Source organism: uncultured Hymenobacter sp., from assembly GCF_964242765.1.
Taxonomy (GTDB): Bacteria; Bacteroidota; Bacteroidia; order Cytophagales; family Hymenobacteraceae; genus Hymenobacter.
In genome coordinates, this window is the sequence record NZ_CAXTBM010000001.1 from 239,856 (window position 1) to 256,807 (window position 16,952).

The window sequence follows — 16,952 nt, forward strand, 5'->3', positions numbered from 1 at the left end:
GCGGGTAGTGAGCCAACGAGGTTTGCTACCCGCTGTTTGTGTGCTGAAGGTAGAAACTCGTTATTTGAACTCGGTTATAAACTTTAGAAATATCAAGATGGCCAGGAAGCAGGAAGATCTTAAAAACGAATCGATTAAAAGTTATTCTTTCCTGAAAGAGATGTACAAAGACTCGTACTTCCCAAATAAGCTTGTAGACAAGGGTAAAGCTATTTTGGTAGGCTTGTGCTTTAAAGTCGAGCAAGGACAGCCTAAGTCATTAGATGAATTGTATGAATTGACTCACGCTGCCACAGACAAGTTCAATGATTTGCAGGAGGTTTTTGAAGAAGCTGATAGCGAGATAGAAACGGGTGCTAGGGAATGTATTGCCGAGAATTTCTACTTCGTGGCCAAAGCGTATGGCTTCGATGCTGATAGAGAAGAATTGATAGCAACAAGAGAGTGGTGAGGCTAGTAATCAAGTTATGAAGGCAATCCAGCGGTAGGAGAGAATCAGCTTGGTAACTGTCGGCGCTTAAGTAGCGGGCAGCAAATTCATTCGGTATATTACTCGCTTCTCATTTTTGATGAATCTAAAATGCAACCGATTACCTCACACTCGAGTCAAGCCGATTACTATTTCGGCGTTTTGAGCAACTTAAGCGCCGACAGTAAGTTGGACTTAATTTCTCGACTATCCCAGTCGTTAAAAGAGGCGCAGCCGCAACCGGTTCCGAGTTTGGCAGCTCTCTTCGGGGCATATCATAGCGAAGAAACCGCGGAAGAAATTATAGCCGCTATCAGAAATTCCAGAGTTTCTAACCGAGACATTGAGTCGCTTTGAAAAATTATCTGCTGGATACTAACATCTGCATCTATTTCATAAAGGGCTTATATCAGCTTAATCGTAAGATTGAAGAAGTTGGGCAGCAGAATTGCTTTATTTCCGAGATGACAGTAGCAGAGCTGAAATACGGAGTCGAGAATAGCAAGACGCCTGAGGTAATGAGGCCCATTGTGGAAGCCTTCATTCCCAAGTTTGCTGTTATTCCGGTTTATGACGCCTTGGATGTGTATGCTTCTGAAAAAGCTAGGCTGCGCCGGCAGGGCCTGATGGTGGATGACTTTGACATTCTGATCGGGGCCACGGCCATCGTCAATAACATGGTTATGGTATCCAATAACCACAAGCATTTAAGCCGCTTAGCCAATATAGACTTACAGGACTGGACAACGGCCGAACCACGTCGATAGACCAGAAGTTTTAAATCACCCCACCATGCCCAAATCCTAAAGCATTATGCTAAGATCGTAGAATGAACGAGCGGGAAATTTGGCGAACTATGGTACTTGAAAAGTGCCCTGCACAAACCCGCGGACTGCGCCTGCCAATCGTCAGGCTTTCCCTTTCCGAAAAGAGAGGAAACCGGGGGTAGGGTCATTCCCTATGAATGCGAAACGCCTGCTTGTCTTTCTTTGTACGATCTTACTGCTCACGGCTTTCCGGGCGAATAAGCCCGCCGCCGTGCAGCTCCAACGCCTGCGCTGTGAGTTGCTCACCAACCCCGAAGGCATCGACGTAACCGCGCCGCGCCTGAGTTGGGAGGTCAGCAGCCCAGAGCGCAACCTGGAACAAACCGCCTACCAGGTGCTGGTGGCCTCGTCGCCGGAGAAGCTGGCCGCCGACGAAGGCGACTTGTGGAACTCGGGCAAGGTGAATTCGGGGCAGTCGGTGCACGTGGCGTATGCGGGCGCGCCGCTGCGGAGCCGGGCGCAGTGCTATTGGAAAGTGAAAACCTGGACCAACCAGGGCGAAACCGCCTGGAGCACGCCGGCTTGGTGGAGCGTCGGTTTGCTGAACTACCTCGACTGGAAAGGCCGCTGGATTGGCTTCGACCGGGCGTTTGCCTGGGACAAAGAGGAAAGCCACGCCCGGCTGTCGGCGCGCTACTTCCGCAAGGAATTCAAAACCGAAAAACCCATCAAGCAAGCCACGGCCTATATCATCGGGCTCGGGCTGTACGAGCTGTACGTGAACGGGCAGCGGGTAGGGGACCAAGTGCTGGCGCCCGGCCCCACCGACTACACCAAGGGCGTGAAGTACAACACCTACGACGTGACGCCGCTGCTCAAGCAGGGCCCCAACGCGCTGGGCACCGTGCTCGGCAACGGCCGGTTCTACGCCATGCGCCAGAACTACAAGCCCTACAAAATCAAGACCTTCGGCTACCCCAAGCTGCTCATGCAGCTGGAAGTGACCTACGCCGACGGCACCCGCGACGTCATCAAAACCGACGATACCTGGCAGGGCACCGCCGACGGCCCCATCCGCACCAACAACGAGTACGACGGCGAAGAATACGACGCCACCAAGGAAATGCCCGGGTGGAGCACCGCCGGTTTCGACGCCAAGAAGTGGCTGAAGGCCGAGCTGGTGCAGGAGCCCGGCGGCGCGTTTGAGGCGCAGATGAACGAGAACATGAAGGTGATGGAAACCATCAAGCCGGTGTCCATCAAGCCCCTGGCCGGCGGCAAGTATATCCTGGATATGGGCCAGAATATGGTGGGCTGGCTCCGGCTGCGCGCCAGCGGCCCGAAAGGCCAGAAGGTGACGTTGCGCTTCGCCGAGACCTTGCAGAAAAGCGGCGAGCTGTATGTGGCCAACCTGCGCGACGCCCGCGTAACCGACGTGTACACGCTCAAAGGTGGCGGGCGCGAAACCTGGGAGCCAACCTTCGTTTTCCACGGCTTCCGCTACGCCGAAATCAGCAACTGGCCCGGCGCCGCGCCCACCGTAGCTGATTTCGACGGCCGCATCGTGTACGACGACATTGCCACCACCGGCGAGTTCACCACCTCCGATGCCACCATCAACCAGGTGTATAAGAACGCCTACTGGGGCATCCGCGGCAACTACAAAGGCATGCCCATCGACTGCCCGCAGCGCAACGAGCGGCAGCCCTGGCTCGGCGACCGAACCACCGGGGCCTACGGCGAGAGTTTCGTGTTCGACAACTCGCGCCTCTACGCCAAGTGGCTCACCGACATCGAGCAGGCCCAGAAAGCCGATGGCAGCATCCCCGACGTGGCCCCCGCGTTCTGGCGCTACTACGGCGACAACGTGACCTGGCCCGGCACCTACCTCACCATTGCCGATATGCTCTACCGGCAGTACGGCGACGCCGCCCCGCTCACCCGCCACTACGACTCCATGAAGCGCTGGCTGACCTACATGCGCCAGAACTACTCGGAAAACGGCCTCATCACCAAAGACAAATACGGCGACTGGTGCGTGCCGCCCGAGTCGAAAGAGTTGATTCACTCCAAGGACCCCGCCCGTAACACCGACGGCGTGCTCATTGCCAGCAGCACCTACTACCACATGTTGGGTTTGATGCAGGGCTTTGCGAAGGTGCTCGACAAGCCGCAGGACGCGCAGGAGTTTGCCAAGCTGGCCGCCGACCTGAAAACTGCCTTCAACCAGAAATTTCTGAACAAGGAAACCTGCCAGTACAGCAATGGCACCGTCACGGCCAACCTGTTGCCGCTGGCCTACGGCATGGTGCCTGAGGAAGATCAGGGCAAAGTATTCCAGAACATTGCCGACAAGATTCTGGTAGAAAACAAGGGCCACATCAGCACCGGCGTAATCGGGACGCAGTGGCTGATGCGCAGCCTCACCGAGCACGGCCGCCCCGATATTGCCCTGCGCCTTGCCACCAACCGCGACTATCCGAGCTGGGGCTACATGGCCGCCAATGGCGCCACCACCATCTGGGAGCTATGGAACGGCAACACCGCCGACCCCGCCATGAACTCCCAAAACCACGTGATGCTGCTCGGCGACCTGCTGGTGTGGTACTACGAAAACCTGGCCGGCATCAAGTCGGCCCCCGAGGCGCCCGGCTTCCAGCAATTGGAAATGAAGCCCACGCCCACGGCCGGCCTCACGTCGGTGCACGCCTCGTACCGCTCGGTGCGCGGCCTCATTAAGAGCAGCTGGAAGAAAGATGCCAAGCGCTTCACCTGGAACATCACCGTGCCTGGCAATACCAAGGCGCTGGTTTACATCCCGACCAAAGACGCGAAAGACGTGCAGGAAGGCGGCAAAAAAGTGTCTGGCGTGGCGGGTGTGAAGTTCGTGCGCATGGAAGGCGACCGGGCCGTGTTCGAGGTTGGGTCCGGGGACTACGCTTTTGTGGTCAATACTAAGTGATTGATTTAAAGAATATGAACGATAATTTCGCCGGGCGTTGGATAGCAGTATATGGCATAGCTAGTGCGCTGATTGCGTCGCCGAGCTTCGGTGGGCCGCTGTTCGACCACGACTTAATTGAGCTAGCTGACCCCGCTGACCCGCGGGCCCCCAAAAAATGGTCGGAGCGGATGATGGTGTCGGTGCTCAACCGCAGCCCTTGGATGGCCGACGCTGCGCAGAAAGACACCTGGGGCTACACCCAAGGCCTGATCATTCATGCGCTAGAAGAAGTGTGGCGCAAAACCAAGGACCCGAAGTACTTGGCCTACATCCAGCGCTACGGCGACAAGATGGTGGACGAGCAGGGCGCCATCAAAACCTACAAACCTGAAGACCTCAGCCTCGACAACCTCAACTCCGGCAAAGTCCTCTTCAACCTCTACACTCTTACCAAAGACGAGAAATACCGCAAGGCCCTCGACCAGCTGCGCTACCAGTTGAAGTGGCAGCCCAAAACCACCGAGGGCGGCTATTGGCACAAGCTGAAGTACCCCTGGCAGATGTGGCTGGATGGCGCCTACATGGCCAGTCCGTTCCTGACCCAATACGCCAGCACCTTCCACGACGAAGCCGCTTTCGACGAGGTGGCCCGGCAGCTGATCCTGATGGAAAAGCAGCTGCGCGACCCCAAAACCGGCCTGCTCTACCATGGCTGGGACGAAAGCCGCATGCAGCCGTGGGCTAACAAGCAAACCGGCGTATCTAGCAACGTGTGGGGTCGGGCCATGGGCTGGTACGCCATGGCGTTGGTAGATGTGCTGGATTACTTCCCCTCAACCCATCCGCAGCGCAAAAACCTGCTCGCCATCCTGGACCGGGTGGCCGTGGCCGTGCACAAATACCAAGACCCGAAATCCGGCCTCTGGTACCAGGTGATGGACCAACCCGAGCGGGCCGGCAACTACCTAGAGGCTTCGGCTTCGTGCATGTTCGTGTACGCCCTAGCCAAAGGCGCCAACCGCCACTACCTCGACAAAACCTACCTGCGCGCCGCCGAAAAAGGCTATTCTGGCATCCTCGACCGGTTCGTAGAAACCAAGCCCGACGGCGAGCTGAACCTACTGCAAGTGTGCGAAGTAGCAGGCCTCAGCGCCGACCGCGACGGGTCCTATGAATACTACATCAAAGAGCCCATTCGGGTAAACGATCCGAAAGGCACTGGCCCATTTATTTTGGCTAGCCTGGAGCTAAACCAATAGTTCGGGCTGCAATAAGACCACTGCATGAAAAAGATACTTCTGGTTGTAATTGGGGGTTTGCTGGCGGGCAACCTAGCGGCGCAAACCAAGCCGTGGAAGCAAGGCATTCTGACCGATGAGTTCATCTTCGAGAAAGCGCCGTTTCCGGAAAGCCACGCCGCCACCATTGCCGAAACGCCCAAGGGCCTCGTGGCGGCTTGGTTTGGCGGCACCAAGGAGCGCAATCCCGACGTCGGGATTTGGGTGAGCAGGCAGGAAAACGGTCGCTGGACCACGCCCGTGGAAGTTGCCAACGGCGTTGTGAACGAGACGCTGCGCTACCCCACCTGGAACCCGGTGCTCTACCAAGCTCCCGGCGGCGACCTGCTGCTGTTCTACAAAATCGGCCCAAAACCCTCGGATTGGAAAGGCTGGCTGAAAACCTCGAAAGACGGCGGCCTGACGTGGTCGGCGGCCGAGGCGTTGCCGGAAGGCTACATCGGGCCAGTGAAAAACAAGCCGGTGCTGCTTAAGAACGGCACGTTGCTGAGCCCCACCAGCACCGAAGGCAGCGGCGGCTGGCGCGTACACTTCGAAGCCACCCCCGACTTCGGCAAAACCTGGACCATGACGGCTCCCGTCGAGAATGGCCAGACGCAGGGCGCCATTCAGCCGAGCATACTAGTGCACAAAAAAGGTCGCTTGCAGGTACTCTGCCGCAGCCGCGACCGGGCCATCCTGGAATCATGGTCCAACGACAACGGTAAAACCTGGTCGCCACTTGCCAAAACCAATCTGCCCAATAATAACTCCGGCACCGACGCCGTGACCCTGGCAGACGGCCGTCAGCTGTTGGTTTACAACCACGTATTGCCGCCCGGTACCCTCGCCAAAGGTCCTCGCACGCCGCTGAATGTGGCTGTGTCCAAGGACGGCAAAACCTGGTACGCCGCCGCCATCCTCGAAGACTCGCCCATTAGCCAGTATTCCTACCCTTCGGTAATTCAGACGAAAGATGGCCTCGTGCATTTTGTGTACACCTGGCGCCGCAAGAGCATTAAGCACGCCGTCATCGACCCGAAAAAGCTGAAACTGATCAAGATCGAGAACGGCCAGTGGCCCGCTATGAAAGGCTGCCAAGCCCCCTCCGCCACGGCCGAAATTACTCAGGATTAAGGCCTATCGTGCGCCTCACCCCCTAGCCCCTCTCCGAAAAGGAGAGGGGGACTAGTCCTAGACTTTTAAATAGAAACTAAGACTAAAAACTAGTTCTCCCTCTCCTTTTCGGAGAGGGGGCTAGGGAGTGAGGCGCACGATAGAACACTATCACAACCCACGCACCATGTCCAGAATCCTTCACCTGCTTTTTGGCTTACTGCTGACTGCATCCGTCGCGGCTCAAACCTCGGACGACCAGTACCGTCTGCCGCTGCAAACGGTGCTCGACCAGATTCAGCAGCGCTACGGCGTGAAAATCAGGCCTGACGCGGCCATGGTGAAGGACAAGTGGGTGACCTACGCCGAGTGGCGCTACCGCCCCGACGTAGAGGAAACGCTGAAAAACGTGCTGGCCCCGTTTGACCTCCAGGTGTCTAAAACTGGCGACAAAGCTTATAAGCTCAAAACCTTCCAATACCACCTAAAAACGCCCGAGGAAGGTGCCGAGCAGCTCGCCTACCTCGCCACTCGCTACCACGACGCCGCCACTTGGGAAAAGCGCAAAGCCGAGCTGCGGAGCTGCATGTGGGAGGCACTGCGCCTCTCGCCGATGCCGCCCAAACCCACCAGCAAACCCATCATCACCAACAAGCGCCAGTACGACGGCTACACCGTGGAAAACCTGGCCCTGGAAACCATGCCGGGCGTGTACGTAACGGGTTCGTTGTATAAGCCGCTCAAAGCCAAGGGCAAAGTACCCGTTATTATTAGTCCGGATGGGCACTTCGGCGACGGCCGCTACCGGGCCGAAGCGCAGTACCGCTGCGCCACCCTGGCCCGCATGGGCGCCATGGTGTACAGCTACGACCTGTTTGCGTGGGGCGAATCCTTGCTTCAGTTCAAAGGCGAAGACCACCGCCGCAGCCTCGCCATGACGGTACAGGCCCTGAACGGCCTGCGTAGCCTGGATTATCTATTATCGTTGAAAGACGCCGACAAAACCCGCGTGGCTATTACCGGCGGCTCCGGTGGTGGCAGCCAAACCATGCTGCTCACCGCTCTCGACGACCGTATCAAAGTAAGCGTGCCGGTCGTGATGCTCTCTACCTACCACAACGGCGGCTGTCCGTGCGAAAGCGGCATGCCCGTGCACCTCTGCGGCAACGGCACCAACAATGCCGAATTAGCCGCCATGGCCGCCCCGCGTCCCCAATTAGCCATCACCGACGGCGGCGACTGGACCGCCCACACGCCCGAAGTGGCGTACCCGTACCTCCAAAAAATCTACGGCTACTACGGCAAAACCAGCCTAGTCCAGAACGTACACCTCCCCAAAGAAGGCCACGACTACGGCGCCTCGAAGCGCCAAGCCATGTACGAGTTCCTAGCTAAAAACCTGACCCTAAACCTCTCCGCCGCCGAAGACAAAACCGGCAAGCTCGACGAGTCCAAAGTCGCCATCGAAAAAGAAGAAGCCCAAAAGGTGTTCGGCAAAAACGGCGAGCTACTACCCTCCACCGCCCTAAAAGGCTTCGATGCTTTGCAAGCCGCTTTCAACAAATCAACGCCGCAACCTTCTGCCGCTGAAGCTAAAAACTAGAGTCAGAGAGCTTGTAATCTTCCTCTTGCAAACTCTGTGCATCAAGCGTGTGGAGTAGTCAAGGCCATTTCTGGTCATGTTCCGCGTGTCATCCTGAGGCGGTAGCCGAAGGATCTTCTCACGGCCGAGCAGCAAACGTGCCAACGACTCATCCTACGGGTAGAAGGTCCTTCGGCTACCGCCTCAGGATGACAGGCCAGAGTAGAGGCAGTACTCAATTGAGAATCCTCAAATGAAGTTAATGAGACAATCGATTTCATGTGGCTTGCTATTCACGTTTAGCCTGTTGACTGCCCAAGCTCAGGCGGCTGATATATGGGTGTCGCCAAAAGGCTCTGACCGGGCTGCTGGTACGGCCGTGCAGCCGCTGGCTACGGTGGCGGCTGCCTTGCGGCAAGCGCGGGATTTACGCCGGTTGAATGATCCTTCGGTGCAAGCGGGTGTGCATATTTGGGTGCGCGGGGGCGAATATCGACTGCACGAGCCGTTGTTTCTGCGGCCCGAAGATGCTGGCACTGCCACCAGCCCGACGCTGATTGAAGCCGCTCCAAATGAGCAACCTGTGTTAAGCGGTGGTGTGCCCGTAACTGGCTGGCGCAAGGATGCCAGCAAGCGGCCCGGTTTGCCAACTGCCGCGCAAGGGCAGGTGTGGGTAGCCGATGTACCGATGGTAGGTGGCCAGGCCTTGGCATTTCGGCAGCTGTGGGTGGATGGCCGCAAAGCCGTCAGGGCCCGCACCCCCAACAACGACAACCTGCCGCGCCTGCTCACGTGGGACGTGGACAAGCAAGAAGCCTGGATTCCGACCACCGCAGTGGGCGCGCTACGGCAGCCCGGCCAGCTGGAAATGGTGCTGCACCAAATGTGGGCCGTGAACGTGCTGCGCATCAAGACGCTGACGGTGCAGGGCGCTAAGGCCCGGGTGACGTTTCATGAACCCGAAAGCAAAGTTCAGTTCGAGCATCCCTGGCCCCGACCCATCATCGACGGCAAAAACGGGAGCTCAGCCTTCTACCTAACCAACGCCGTCGAGCTACTTGACCAGCCTGGTGAGTGGCACTACGATGCGCAACGCGGGGAGGTGCTGTACTGGCCCCGGCCGGGCGAAACCATGAGCACCGCCCACGTGGTAGCGCCGGTGCTGGAAACTCTGGTGCAAGTATCGGGCAGCCTCGACCAGCCGGTGGCTTATGTGCAGTTCAAGGGCCTCACGTTTGCCTACACCACCTGGCTACGGCCCTCCGAGCAAGGCCATGTGCCGTTGCAGGCGGGCATGTATTTGCTGGATGGTTACTCATTGAAAAAACCCGGCACCCCCGATAAAGCCGGCCTCGAAAACCAGGCTTGGATTGGCCGCCCGCCCGCGGGCGTGGAGCTTTCGGGTGCCCATCACACCCGCTTCGAGCGGTGCCAGTTTCTGCATATGGCCTCGGCCGCCCTCGACTACCAAAGCGGCACCCACGACGATGTAGTAGTGGGCTGCACCTTCCGCGACGTGTCTGGCAATGGCATCCAACTCGGTAAGTTCTCCGACGAAGGTACCGAAACCCACCTACCCTACAATCCCAAAGACGAGCGCGAAATCTGCACCAACGAGCTGCTGGAAAACAACCTGCTCACCGATTGTGCCAACGAGGATTGGGGCTGCGTGGGTATTGCCGCCGGCTTCGTGCGCAATACCACCATTCGCCACAACGAAATAGCGCAGGTGCCCTACACCGGCATCAGCGTAGGGTGGGGCTGGACCAAAACTGCCAACTGCATGCGCGACAACCGCGTGACGGCCAACTACATTCACCACTACGCCCGACACACCTACGACGTAGCCGGCATCTACACCCTCTCCGCCCAACCCGGCACCACCATCACCGAAAACCGCGTCGAAGAAATCGGCCGTGCGCCCTACGTGCACGACCCCGACCACTGGTTTTACCTCTACCTGGATGAGGGTTCGTCCAACATTACGGTGCAGGATAATTGGTGCCCGGCCGAGAAGTTCCTCGCCAATGCCAATGGCCCCGGCAACGTCTGGAAAAACAACGGGCCGATGGTGTCCGAAGCCATCAAGCAAGCTGCCGGCCTAGAGCCAAAGTACCAGGATTTGCGCGGTGCCGCAACAAAGAAATGACAAGCAATTATATGATAAGAAGATTGTTCACGCGGTTCGCCTCACCCCCCCGCCCCCTCTCCAAAAGGGAGAGGGGGAGCCGAACGACTCGACACCGTGCCACCGTGGCTCCCCCTCTCTTTCGGAGAGGGGGCCGGGGGGTGAGGCGCCCACGTCTGCTGACTGCCGCGCTCCTGCTCCTGCTCCTGCTCACCGCCAATACCGTTCAGGCCCAGCAAGCCGCCAAGGCTACCTGGATTTGGTACCCTGGCGACTACGAAATCTGGCTGAGCAACCAGATGCAGAACCGCCGCACTGAGCGGGGCACGTTCTTTCCGCCGTTCTGGCGACTGGATAGCCACTATTCACTCATCGATTTTCACCAGGATTTCGAGCTGAAAGCGGCCGAGGAAGTGGAGTTGCGCGCTGAAGGCCAGTACAACGTGAAGCTTGACGGCAAGCTGCTGTCGGGCTCGCCTATGCGCCTGACGGTGCCGGCGGGAAAGCACCGGCTCAACATCAAAGTGTATAACCAAGCCAACGTGCCGACGGTGTTCGCGCGCGGCAAAACCATCGGGACGGACGGGAGCTGGCTGGTGACCTACGAGGACAAGGAGTGGATTGACGCGTCGGGCAAGGTGTCGGACCAGTCGGGTACAACGTGGCTGACGGCCGGCAGCTGGAATTTCAATGAGGCGCAGGCGCTGCCTTCCACCTTCAAGCTCAAGACCGAGCCCCAGCGCGCGGCCAGCGTCACGCGCACCGCGGGCGGCGGCATGCTGGTGGATTTCGGCCGCGAAACCTTCGGGTACGTGCGGCTGCACGGGCTGAAAGGCAAGGGGCAGACCACGTTGTACTTCGGCGAATCCAAGGAAGAGGCGCTAAGCACCGAGGACTGCGAAACGCTGGAGCGCCTGGACGTGAACCAGCCGCAGAAAGGGGAGAAGCTGACTTCGCTGTCGAAGGCGTTTCGGTTCGTGAACATCCAACCGGAGGCGGGCGTGACCCTGGATTCGGTGTCGATGCTGTATGAGTACGCGCCCGTGGTGGAGCGGGGCCGGTTTCGGTGTTCCGACAACCAGCTGAACAAGATTTGGGACGTAGCGGCCTACACTATGCACCTGAACACGCGGGAGTTCTTCATCGACGGCATCAAGCGGGACCGGTGGGTATGGTCGGGCGACGCCTACCAGAGCTACCTGATGAACTACTACCTGTACTTCGACACGCCGACGGTGAACCGCACCACCTTCGCGCTGCGTGGCAAAGACCCCGTGACCAGCCACGTCAACACCATCATGGACTACACCTTTTACTGGTTTATCGGCATCTACGACGCCTACCAGTATACCGGCGACAAAACCGTGGTGACGCAGCTCTACCCGCGCATGCAAAGCCTGATGGACTACTGCCTATCGCGCCGTAACAAAGACGGCCTGATGGAAGGCCTGGCCGGCGACTGGGTGTTTATCGACTGGGCCGATGGGCTGAGCAAAAAGGGCGAAGTAAGCTTCGAGCAGCTGCTCTTGTGCCGCAGCCTGGAAAGCATGGCCCTGTGCGCTAACCTGGTAAACGACCAAGCCGGGGCGCAGAAATACCAGCAACTAGCCGCCGACCTCAAAGCCAAAATCTTCGCCACCTACTGGAATCAGAGCAAAGGCGCGCTGGTGCACAGCCGCGTGAACGGCCAGCCCACCGACAACGTGACGCGCTACGCCAACATGTTCGCCATCTTCTTCGACTACCTCAACAACGAGCAGGAGCAACAGGTGAAGAAGTCGGTGCTGCTGAACCCGCAGGTGGCCAAAATTACCACGCCCTACATGCGTTTTTATGAGCTGGAAGCCCTCTGCGCGCTGGGTGAGCAGCCCTACGTACTCAAGGAAATGAAGAGCTACTGGGGCGGCATGCTCAACGAAGGCGCCACGTCTTTCTGGGAAGAATATGACCCTGCCAAGAAGGGCACCGAGCACTTGAGCATGTACGGCCGGCCCTTCGGCAAGAGCCTCTGCCACGCCTGGGGTGCCAGCCCAATTTACTTGTTGGGCAAGTACTACCTGGGCGTGAAGCCCCTTTCGGCTGGCTATGCCACCTATGAAGTGGTGCCCAACCTCGGCGGCCTGCAATGGATGGAAGGCACCGTGCCCACGCCGCAAGGCGACATTACGCTGGCCGCCACACTCAAGCAGTTTAAAGTAAAGGGCGCCGTTGGCACTGGCACGTTGCGTTTTCAGAGCAAGACCAAGCCGAGCTGCAAAGGCGCGAAAATCCAGGCGAAAGGCAACGGGCAGTATGAATTGCAGCTGGAAAAAAACCGCGAGTATGTGGTGACTTATCAAGCGGTGTAATGGAACAGCCACAACTTGATAATCAGAACGTTGTAGAGACGCATACTTGCGTCTCGGCGTTGCTGAGGTTGTTGGGCTCGCGCAGCACCTGTCGTTCAGCACCGAGACGCAAGTATGCGTCTCTACAACGTTTCCTCCTGGCCACGCTTTTGTTGCTGTTCTCTATCGTTTCGGCCAGCGCGCAAACAGGTGGGAAAGCAGCTATCCTAGAAGTGGTCGGCTCGGGCGCGGCGCCGGTTGCAACCGATAAGCTGCTGGCGCTATGCGAGCAGTACCAGGTGCCCGCTTCCAGCGTGTATCGGTGGCAAAACCACTTGGTTATATATGGTCCGGTGGCCAGCATCCAGAAGCTACAGCAGCTATTAACAGCCGCTTACCGCAATGCGGCGGTGAAGCAGTACGCCGCGCCGTTCTACAAATTCGACCGGCAGTGGTGCACCAACAAAACGGTCAGCCAGCAGTGGGACAACATTATTCTGACCGCCAACTTGGTGCGCGACCCAGCCAAGCAGCAGGAATACTTGCGCTACCACGCCACGCAGTTCGAACAGTGGCCGGAAGTGGCTGCTGGTTTCTGCAAGGCTCGCTTTCAGCAGTTGCTGGTATTCCGAAACGAGCGGCAGCTCATACTGGTCATTAGCATCCCGAAAGGCGCCAGCCTCGACGAGCTGAATCCGAAAACCACCGAGAACAACCCGCGCGTCAATGATTGGAACGCGCTGATGAAGCAGTATCAGGAAGGCATACCCGGCACCAAGCCCGGCGAGGTTTGGGTGTTTCTCAAACCCGTAGCTGTGCCGGTAAAAACCACCGTCAAATAACAACAAAGACCGTCATGCTTCATCTCGCGTGCTGATGTTGCCAGACTAACCGTCATGCTGAACGCAGTGCAACGAAGCCGAAGTATCTCGCGTGCTGAGGTTGTGGTATTAGCGCAACCTCAGCACGCGAGATGCTTCGGCTGCGCTCAGCATGACGATAGTAATCTAAGGTCCGCACGCGAGATGAAGCATGACGGTCATTACCATACTCAACTAAAATTTAGAATGCTGAAGTTAGGAATCCTGGGCCTGGGTGAGGGGCGAAGCACCATGTCGGCCGCGCTCAACAGCCCGAAAATATCACTGCAAACCATCTGCGACCGAAACGAAGACTTGTGCCGGCACCGGGTCGCGGAGTTTCAATTTGAAGGCCGGGTCACGACGCAGTACCAGGACATGCTCGAGGACCCGGAAATCAACGCCATTGCCATCTACACGCCCGACCACCTGCACGCCGAGCACGTGAAGCTAGCGCTAAAGCACGGCAAGCACGTGGTTTGCACCAAGCCCTTCATCGACGATTTGTCGAAGGCCAATGAGCTGCTGACGTTGGCCGAGCAATCGGGCAAGAAGGTGTTCATCGGCCAAAGCTCCCGCTTTTTCGAGCCCATGAAGCGCCAGCGGGCTGATTTCGAGGCGGGCTTGGTAGGGGAGCTTATTACCATTGAAGCCTACTACCACGCCGACCACCGCTGGTTTTTGGAGAAAGGCTGGTCGTTGGAAAATGCCTTCAAGTGGCTGTACGGCGGCCTTAGCCACCCCGTAGACTTTATTCGGTGGTACCTGCCCAACATCGAGGAAGTCATGGGTTACGGCATGCTTAGCTCGAACGGCGCGAAAGGCGGCCTGAAGCACCAGGACACCATGCACTTCATTTTTAAAGCCACTGACGGCCGCGTGGCCCGGGTCAGCGGCGCCTATACTGGCCCCGTCCAGCCCGTCACCCGCGACTCGGAAATGAGCTGCATCCTGCGCGGCACCGAGGGCTGTAGCCAAGGCGACTACATGGACTTGCGCTACGCCATCACCGACCGCACCGGCGAAGAACGAATAGTGACCTGGGAGCATAAGCTGAAGCATTATTTCCGCTTCGAAGGTAAAAGCCACCACGCCGGCGAATACCAAAACTACCTGGAGTACTTCGCCGATTCCATCGAGCAGAACTTCACCGCCTACCCCGATATCCGCGAAGGCATCGGCACCATTGCTCTCCTGCAAGCCATGGACCGCTCCCTGGCCACCGGCCAACCCGTGAAAGTTCGCGACGTGCTAGCCGAGCATGGTGTAACGCTATAGAATAGATTATACCCGTTTGACCGTTATGCAGAGCACAGCGAAGCATCTCGCGTGCTGACGCCAGCATAAGTAATTGCGTTTTTGATGAGCTACTACGTCTACCTGCTGACCAATCCTACTCGCACCGTCTTGTACACCGGCGTCACCAATGACGTGCAGCGCCGATTGCAGGAGCATGCACAAGGGTTAGAAAACGCGGGTAAGTTCACTGGTAGATACCAGTGCAATCTGCTGGTGTACTTCGAAACATCCCCTGATGCTCGGCAAGCTATTGTCCGCGAGAAAGAAATCAAAGGTTGGAATCGAGCCCAAAAAGAGGCACTGATTGCAACGCTTAATCCAAGTTGGGCTCCTATCGACTTGCACACCTGGACAGGAGGGTAATGTTACCTGACGTCAGCACGCGAGATGCTTCGCTGTGCTCTGCATGACGGTATTTTTCTATTAGTACAGCTTCTAAATCCCACTCTAACCGCTACTCCTATGGGGAACAATCTACTTGGCCGCTTGACAATCTGGGATTACGCCATCGTCGTGGCTTATGTGGTTATCTTGTTCATCATTGGGTATAAAGCCAGTTTTTCCGATTCCAAGAAGACGGACGGCTCCATTTTTTTGGCCAACAAATCGTTGGGGTGGGCCAGCATTGGCTTCAATATGTGGGGCACCAACGTGGGGCCTTCCATGCTGCTGGCGTTTGCCTCGATTGGGTACAGCACGGGCATTGTGGCGGTGAATTTCGAGTGGTACGCTTTCGTGTTTCTGTTTCTGCTGGCAACGGTATTTGCCCCGCGTTACTTGGCCGCCAACGTCAGCACCATGCCCGGCTTTATGGGCCGGCAGTACGGCGACTCCACCCAAAACATTCTCGCCTGGTACGCCCTCATCAAGATTCTGATATCGTGGTTGTCGTTAGGCTTGTTTGCGGGCGGCTTCCTAGTCCGGCAGATTCTCGGGATTCCGATGTGGCAGTCGGTGATTGTGTTGGTGCTGTTTGCGGGGCTGTTTGCGTTTGCGGGTGGCTTGAAGGCCATTGCCCGGGTGAATGTGTTTCAGATGATTTTGCTGATTGCAGTGTCGCTCACGCTCACGGTTATTGGCGTGGCGAAAGTGGGCGGGCTAGCTAAAGTGTTTCACAGCGTGCCCGGCAACTATTGGAATCTGCTGCACCCGGCTTCCGACCCGAAGTATCCCTGGTACGCCATTCTGCTCGGGTATCCGGTGTCGGCGGTGGCGTTTTTCTGCACCGATCAGGCTATGGTTCAGTCAGTGCTGGGGGCCAAAAGCTTAGAGCAGGGACAGTTGGGGGTAGCGTTCATTGGCTGGCTGAAAATTTTGTCGTTGCCGCTGTTCATCCTCACCGGCATTTTGTGCTACATCCTGTTTCCCAACCTTAAGGACCCGAGCGAAGCCTACATGACCATGGTAACCAGCCTGTTTCCGCCGGGCATGAAGGGCCTAGTAATTGTGGTGCTGGTTGCGGTGCTGGTCGGCACGATTGGCTCGTCGCTGAACTCGCTGAGCACTGTGTTTACCATGGATGTGTACGCCCGCAACATCAACCCGCAGGCTACCAATCAGCAACTGGTTGCGGTGGGGCGGGCCACCATTCTGGTCGGGTGCCTATTTGCCATCCTGATGGCGCTGGCCATTGACAGCATCAAGGGCCTGAACCTGTTCGATGTGTTTCAGTCGGTGCTTGGGTTTATTGCGCCGCCGCTTTCGGTGGTGTTCCTGCTGTCGGTGTTTTGGCGGCGCACCACCCGGCGCACGGTGAACATGGTTCTGTCGCTCGGCTCAGCCTTTAGCCTGGGCGTTGGGGTGGTGTATTTGTGGGTGCTGCCGCCCGATAAGTACAGCTTCTGGCCGCACTACATGATGCTGTCGTTCTACATCTTTGCGGCCCTCTTCCTGGCGGCCGTGCTGCTTTCCCTCACCGATAAAGCCGGCCAAGAAAGCCGTGAAGCCGTGGATTACGGGGTGCTAGTGAAGCCCACGAAGCGCGTCCGCATCCTGTGGGGCGCACTGGCGGTAGTGATGGTAGGGTTGTACCTGATTTTCAACGGGCATTGAGGCCTACCTAGCTATTAGGCTGAGGAGAGCCGAAGTATGTGGCACACTGGCGTTTGAGTAGTAACTCTCATGCTGAGCGCAGTGTAACGAAGCCGAAGCATCTCGCCTGCTGACGTTGCCACACTAACTGT

12 protein-coding genes are annotated in these 16,952 nt (G+C 57.6%); all 12 read left to right on the plus strand.

Annotated elements, in window-relative coordinates; genetic code table 11:
* The first annotated feature begins 40 nt into the window (after positions 1 to 40).
* Positions 41 to 451, plus strand: a complete 411-nt coding sequence (locus ACFE7X_RS00800; RefSeq protein ID WP_375433746.1) for a DUF5713 family protein — start codon at positions 41 to 43, stop codon at positions 449 to 451.
* Positions 452 to 822: 371 nt separating this feature from the next.
* Positions 823 to 1,236 (plus strand): type II toxin-antitoxin system VapC family toxin, encoded by a 414-nt coding sequence (locus ACFE7X_RS00805; protein WP_375433747.1) that lies wholly within the window; start codon positions 823 to 825, stop codon positions 1,234 to 1,236.
* Between the two features lie 193 nt (positions 1,237 to 1,429).
* The gene (locus ACFE7X_RS00810; RefSeq protein ID WP_375433748.1) at positions 1,430 to 4,198 is read left to right on the plus strand and encodes a family 78 glycoside hydrolase catalytic domain; all 2,769 of its coding nucleotides are present in this window, start codon (positions 1,430 to 1,432) and stop codon (positions 4,196 to 4,198) included.
* Positions 4,199 to 4,212: 14 nt separating this feature from the next.
* Positions 4,213 to 5,439: a glycoside hydrolase family 105 protein gene (locus tag ACFE7X_RS00815; RefSeq protein WP_375433749.1), complete on the plus strand. Its 1,227-nt coding sequence runs from the start codon at positions 4,213 to 4,215 to the stop codon at positions 5,437 to 5,439.
* A 24-nt stretch (positions 5,440 to 5,463) separates the two neighbouring features.
* Positions 5,464 to 6,594: an exo-alpha-sialidase gene (locus tag ACFE7X_RS00820; protein ID WP_375433750.1), complete on the plus strand. Its 1,131-nt coding sequence runs from the start codon at positions 5,464 to 5,466 to the stop codon at positions 6,592 to 6,594.
* Positions 6,595 to 6,760: 166 nt separating this feature from the next.
* Positions 6,761 to 8,176 (plus strand): acetylxylan esterase, encoded by a 1,416-nt coding sequence (locus ACFE7X_RS00825; protein ID WP_375433751.1) that lies wholly within the window; start codon positions 6,761 to 6,763, stop codon positions 8,174 to 8,176.
* Between the two features lie 286 nt (positions 8,177 to 8,462).
* Positions 8,463 to 10,304, plus strand: coding sequence for a right-handed parallel beta-helix repeat-containing protein (locus ACFE7X_RS00830; RefSeq protein ID WP_375433752.1), 1,842 nt, complete (start codon positions 8,463 to 8,465; stop codon positions 10,302 to 10,304).
* Positions 10,305 to 10,408: 104 nt separating this feature from the next.
* Positions 10,409 to 12,631, plus strand: coding sequence for an alpha-rhamnosidase (locus ACFE7X_RS00835; protein ID WP_375433753.1), 2,223 nt, complete (start codon positions 10,409 to 10,411; stop codon positions 12,629 to 12,631).
* A 149-nt stretch (positions 12,632 to 12,780) separates the two neighbouring features.
* On the plus strand, positions 12,781 to 13,452 hold the full coding sequence (locus tag ACFE7X_RS00840; RefSeq protein ID WP_375433754.1) for an L-rhamnose mutarotase: 672 nt from the start codon (positions 12,781 to 12,783) through the stop codon (positions 13,450 to 13,452).
* Between the two features lie 225 nt (positions 13,453 to 13,677).
* The gene (locus ACFE7X_RS00845) at positions 13,678 to 14,748 is read left to right on the plus strand and encodes a Gfo/Idh/MocA family protein (RefSeq protein ID WP_375433755.1); all 1,071 of its coding nucleotides are present in this window, start codon (positions 13,678 to 13,680) and stop codon (positions 14,746 to 14,748) included.
* Between the two features lie 84 nt (positions 14,749 to 14,832).
* The gene (locus tag ACFE7X_RS00850) at positions 14,833 to 15,132 is read left to right on the plus strand and encodes a GIY-YIG nuclease family protein (RefSeq protein ID WP_375433756.1); all 300 of its coding nucleotides are present in this window, start codon (positions 14,833 to 14,835) and stop codon (positions 15,130 to 15,132) included.
* 99 nt (positions 15,133 to 15,231) lie between these two features.
* Positions 15,232 to 16,821, plus strand: a complete 1,590-nt coding sequence (locus tag ACFE7X_RS00855; RefSeq protein WP_375433757.1) for a sodium/solute symporter — start codon at positions 15,232 to 15,234, stop codon at positions 16,819 to 16,821.
* Positions 16,822 to 16,952: the final 131 nt, after the last annotated feature.

Coding starts and splice junctions, on each gene's coding strand:
- ACFE7X_RS00810 (WP_375433748.1), top strand. CDS start 1,430: ATGAATGCGAAACGCCTGCTTGTCTTTCTTTGTACGATCTTACTGCTC.
- ACFE7X_RS00815 (WP_375433749.1), top strand. CDS start 4,213: ATGAACGATAATTTCGCCGGGCGTTGGATAGCAGTATATGGCATAGCT.
- ACFE7X_RS00820 (WP_375433750.1), top strand. CDS start 5,464: ATGAAAAAGATACTTCTGGTTGTAATTGGGGGTTTGCTGGCGGGCAAC.
- ACFE7X_RS00825 (WP_375433751.1), top strand. CDS start 6,761: ATGTCCAGAATCCTTCACCTGCTTTTTGGCTTACTGCTGACTGCATCC.
- ACFE7X_RS00845 (WP_375433755.1), top strand. CDS start 13,678: ATGCTGAAGTTAGGAATCCTGGGCCTGGGTGAGGGGCGAAGCACCATG.
- ACFE7X_RS00850 (WP_375433756.1), top strand. CDS start 14,833: ATGAGCTACTACGTCTACCTGCTGACCAATCCTACTCGCACCGTCTTG.
- ACFE7X_RS00855 (WP_375433757.1), top strand. CDS start 15,232: ATGGGGAACAATCTACTTGGCCGCTTGACAATCTGGGATTACGCCATC.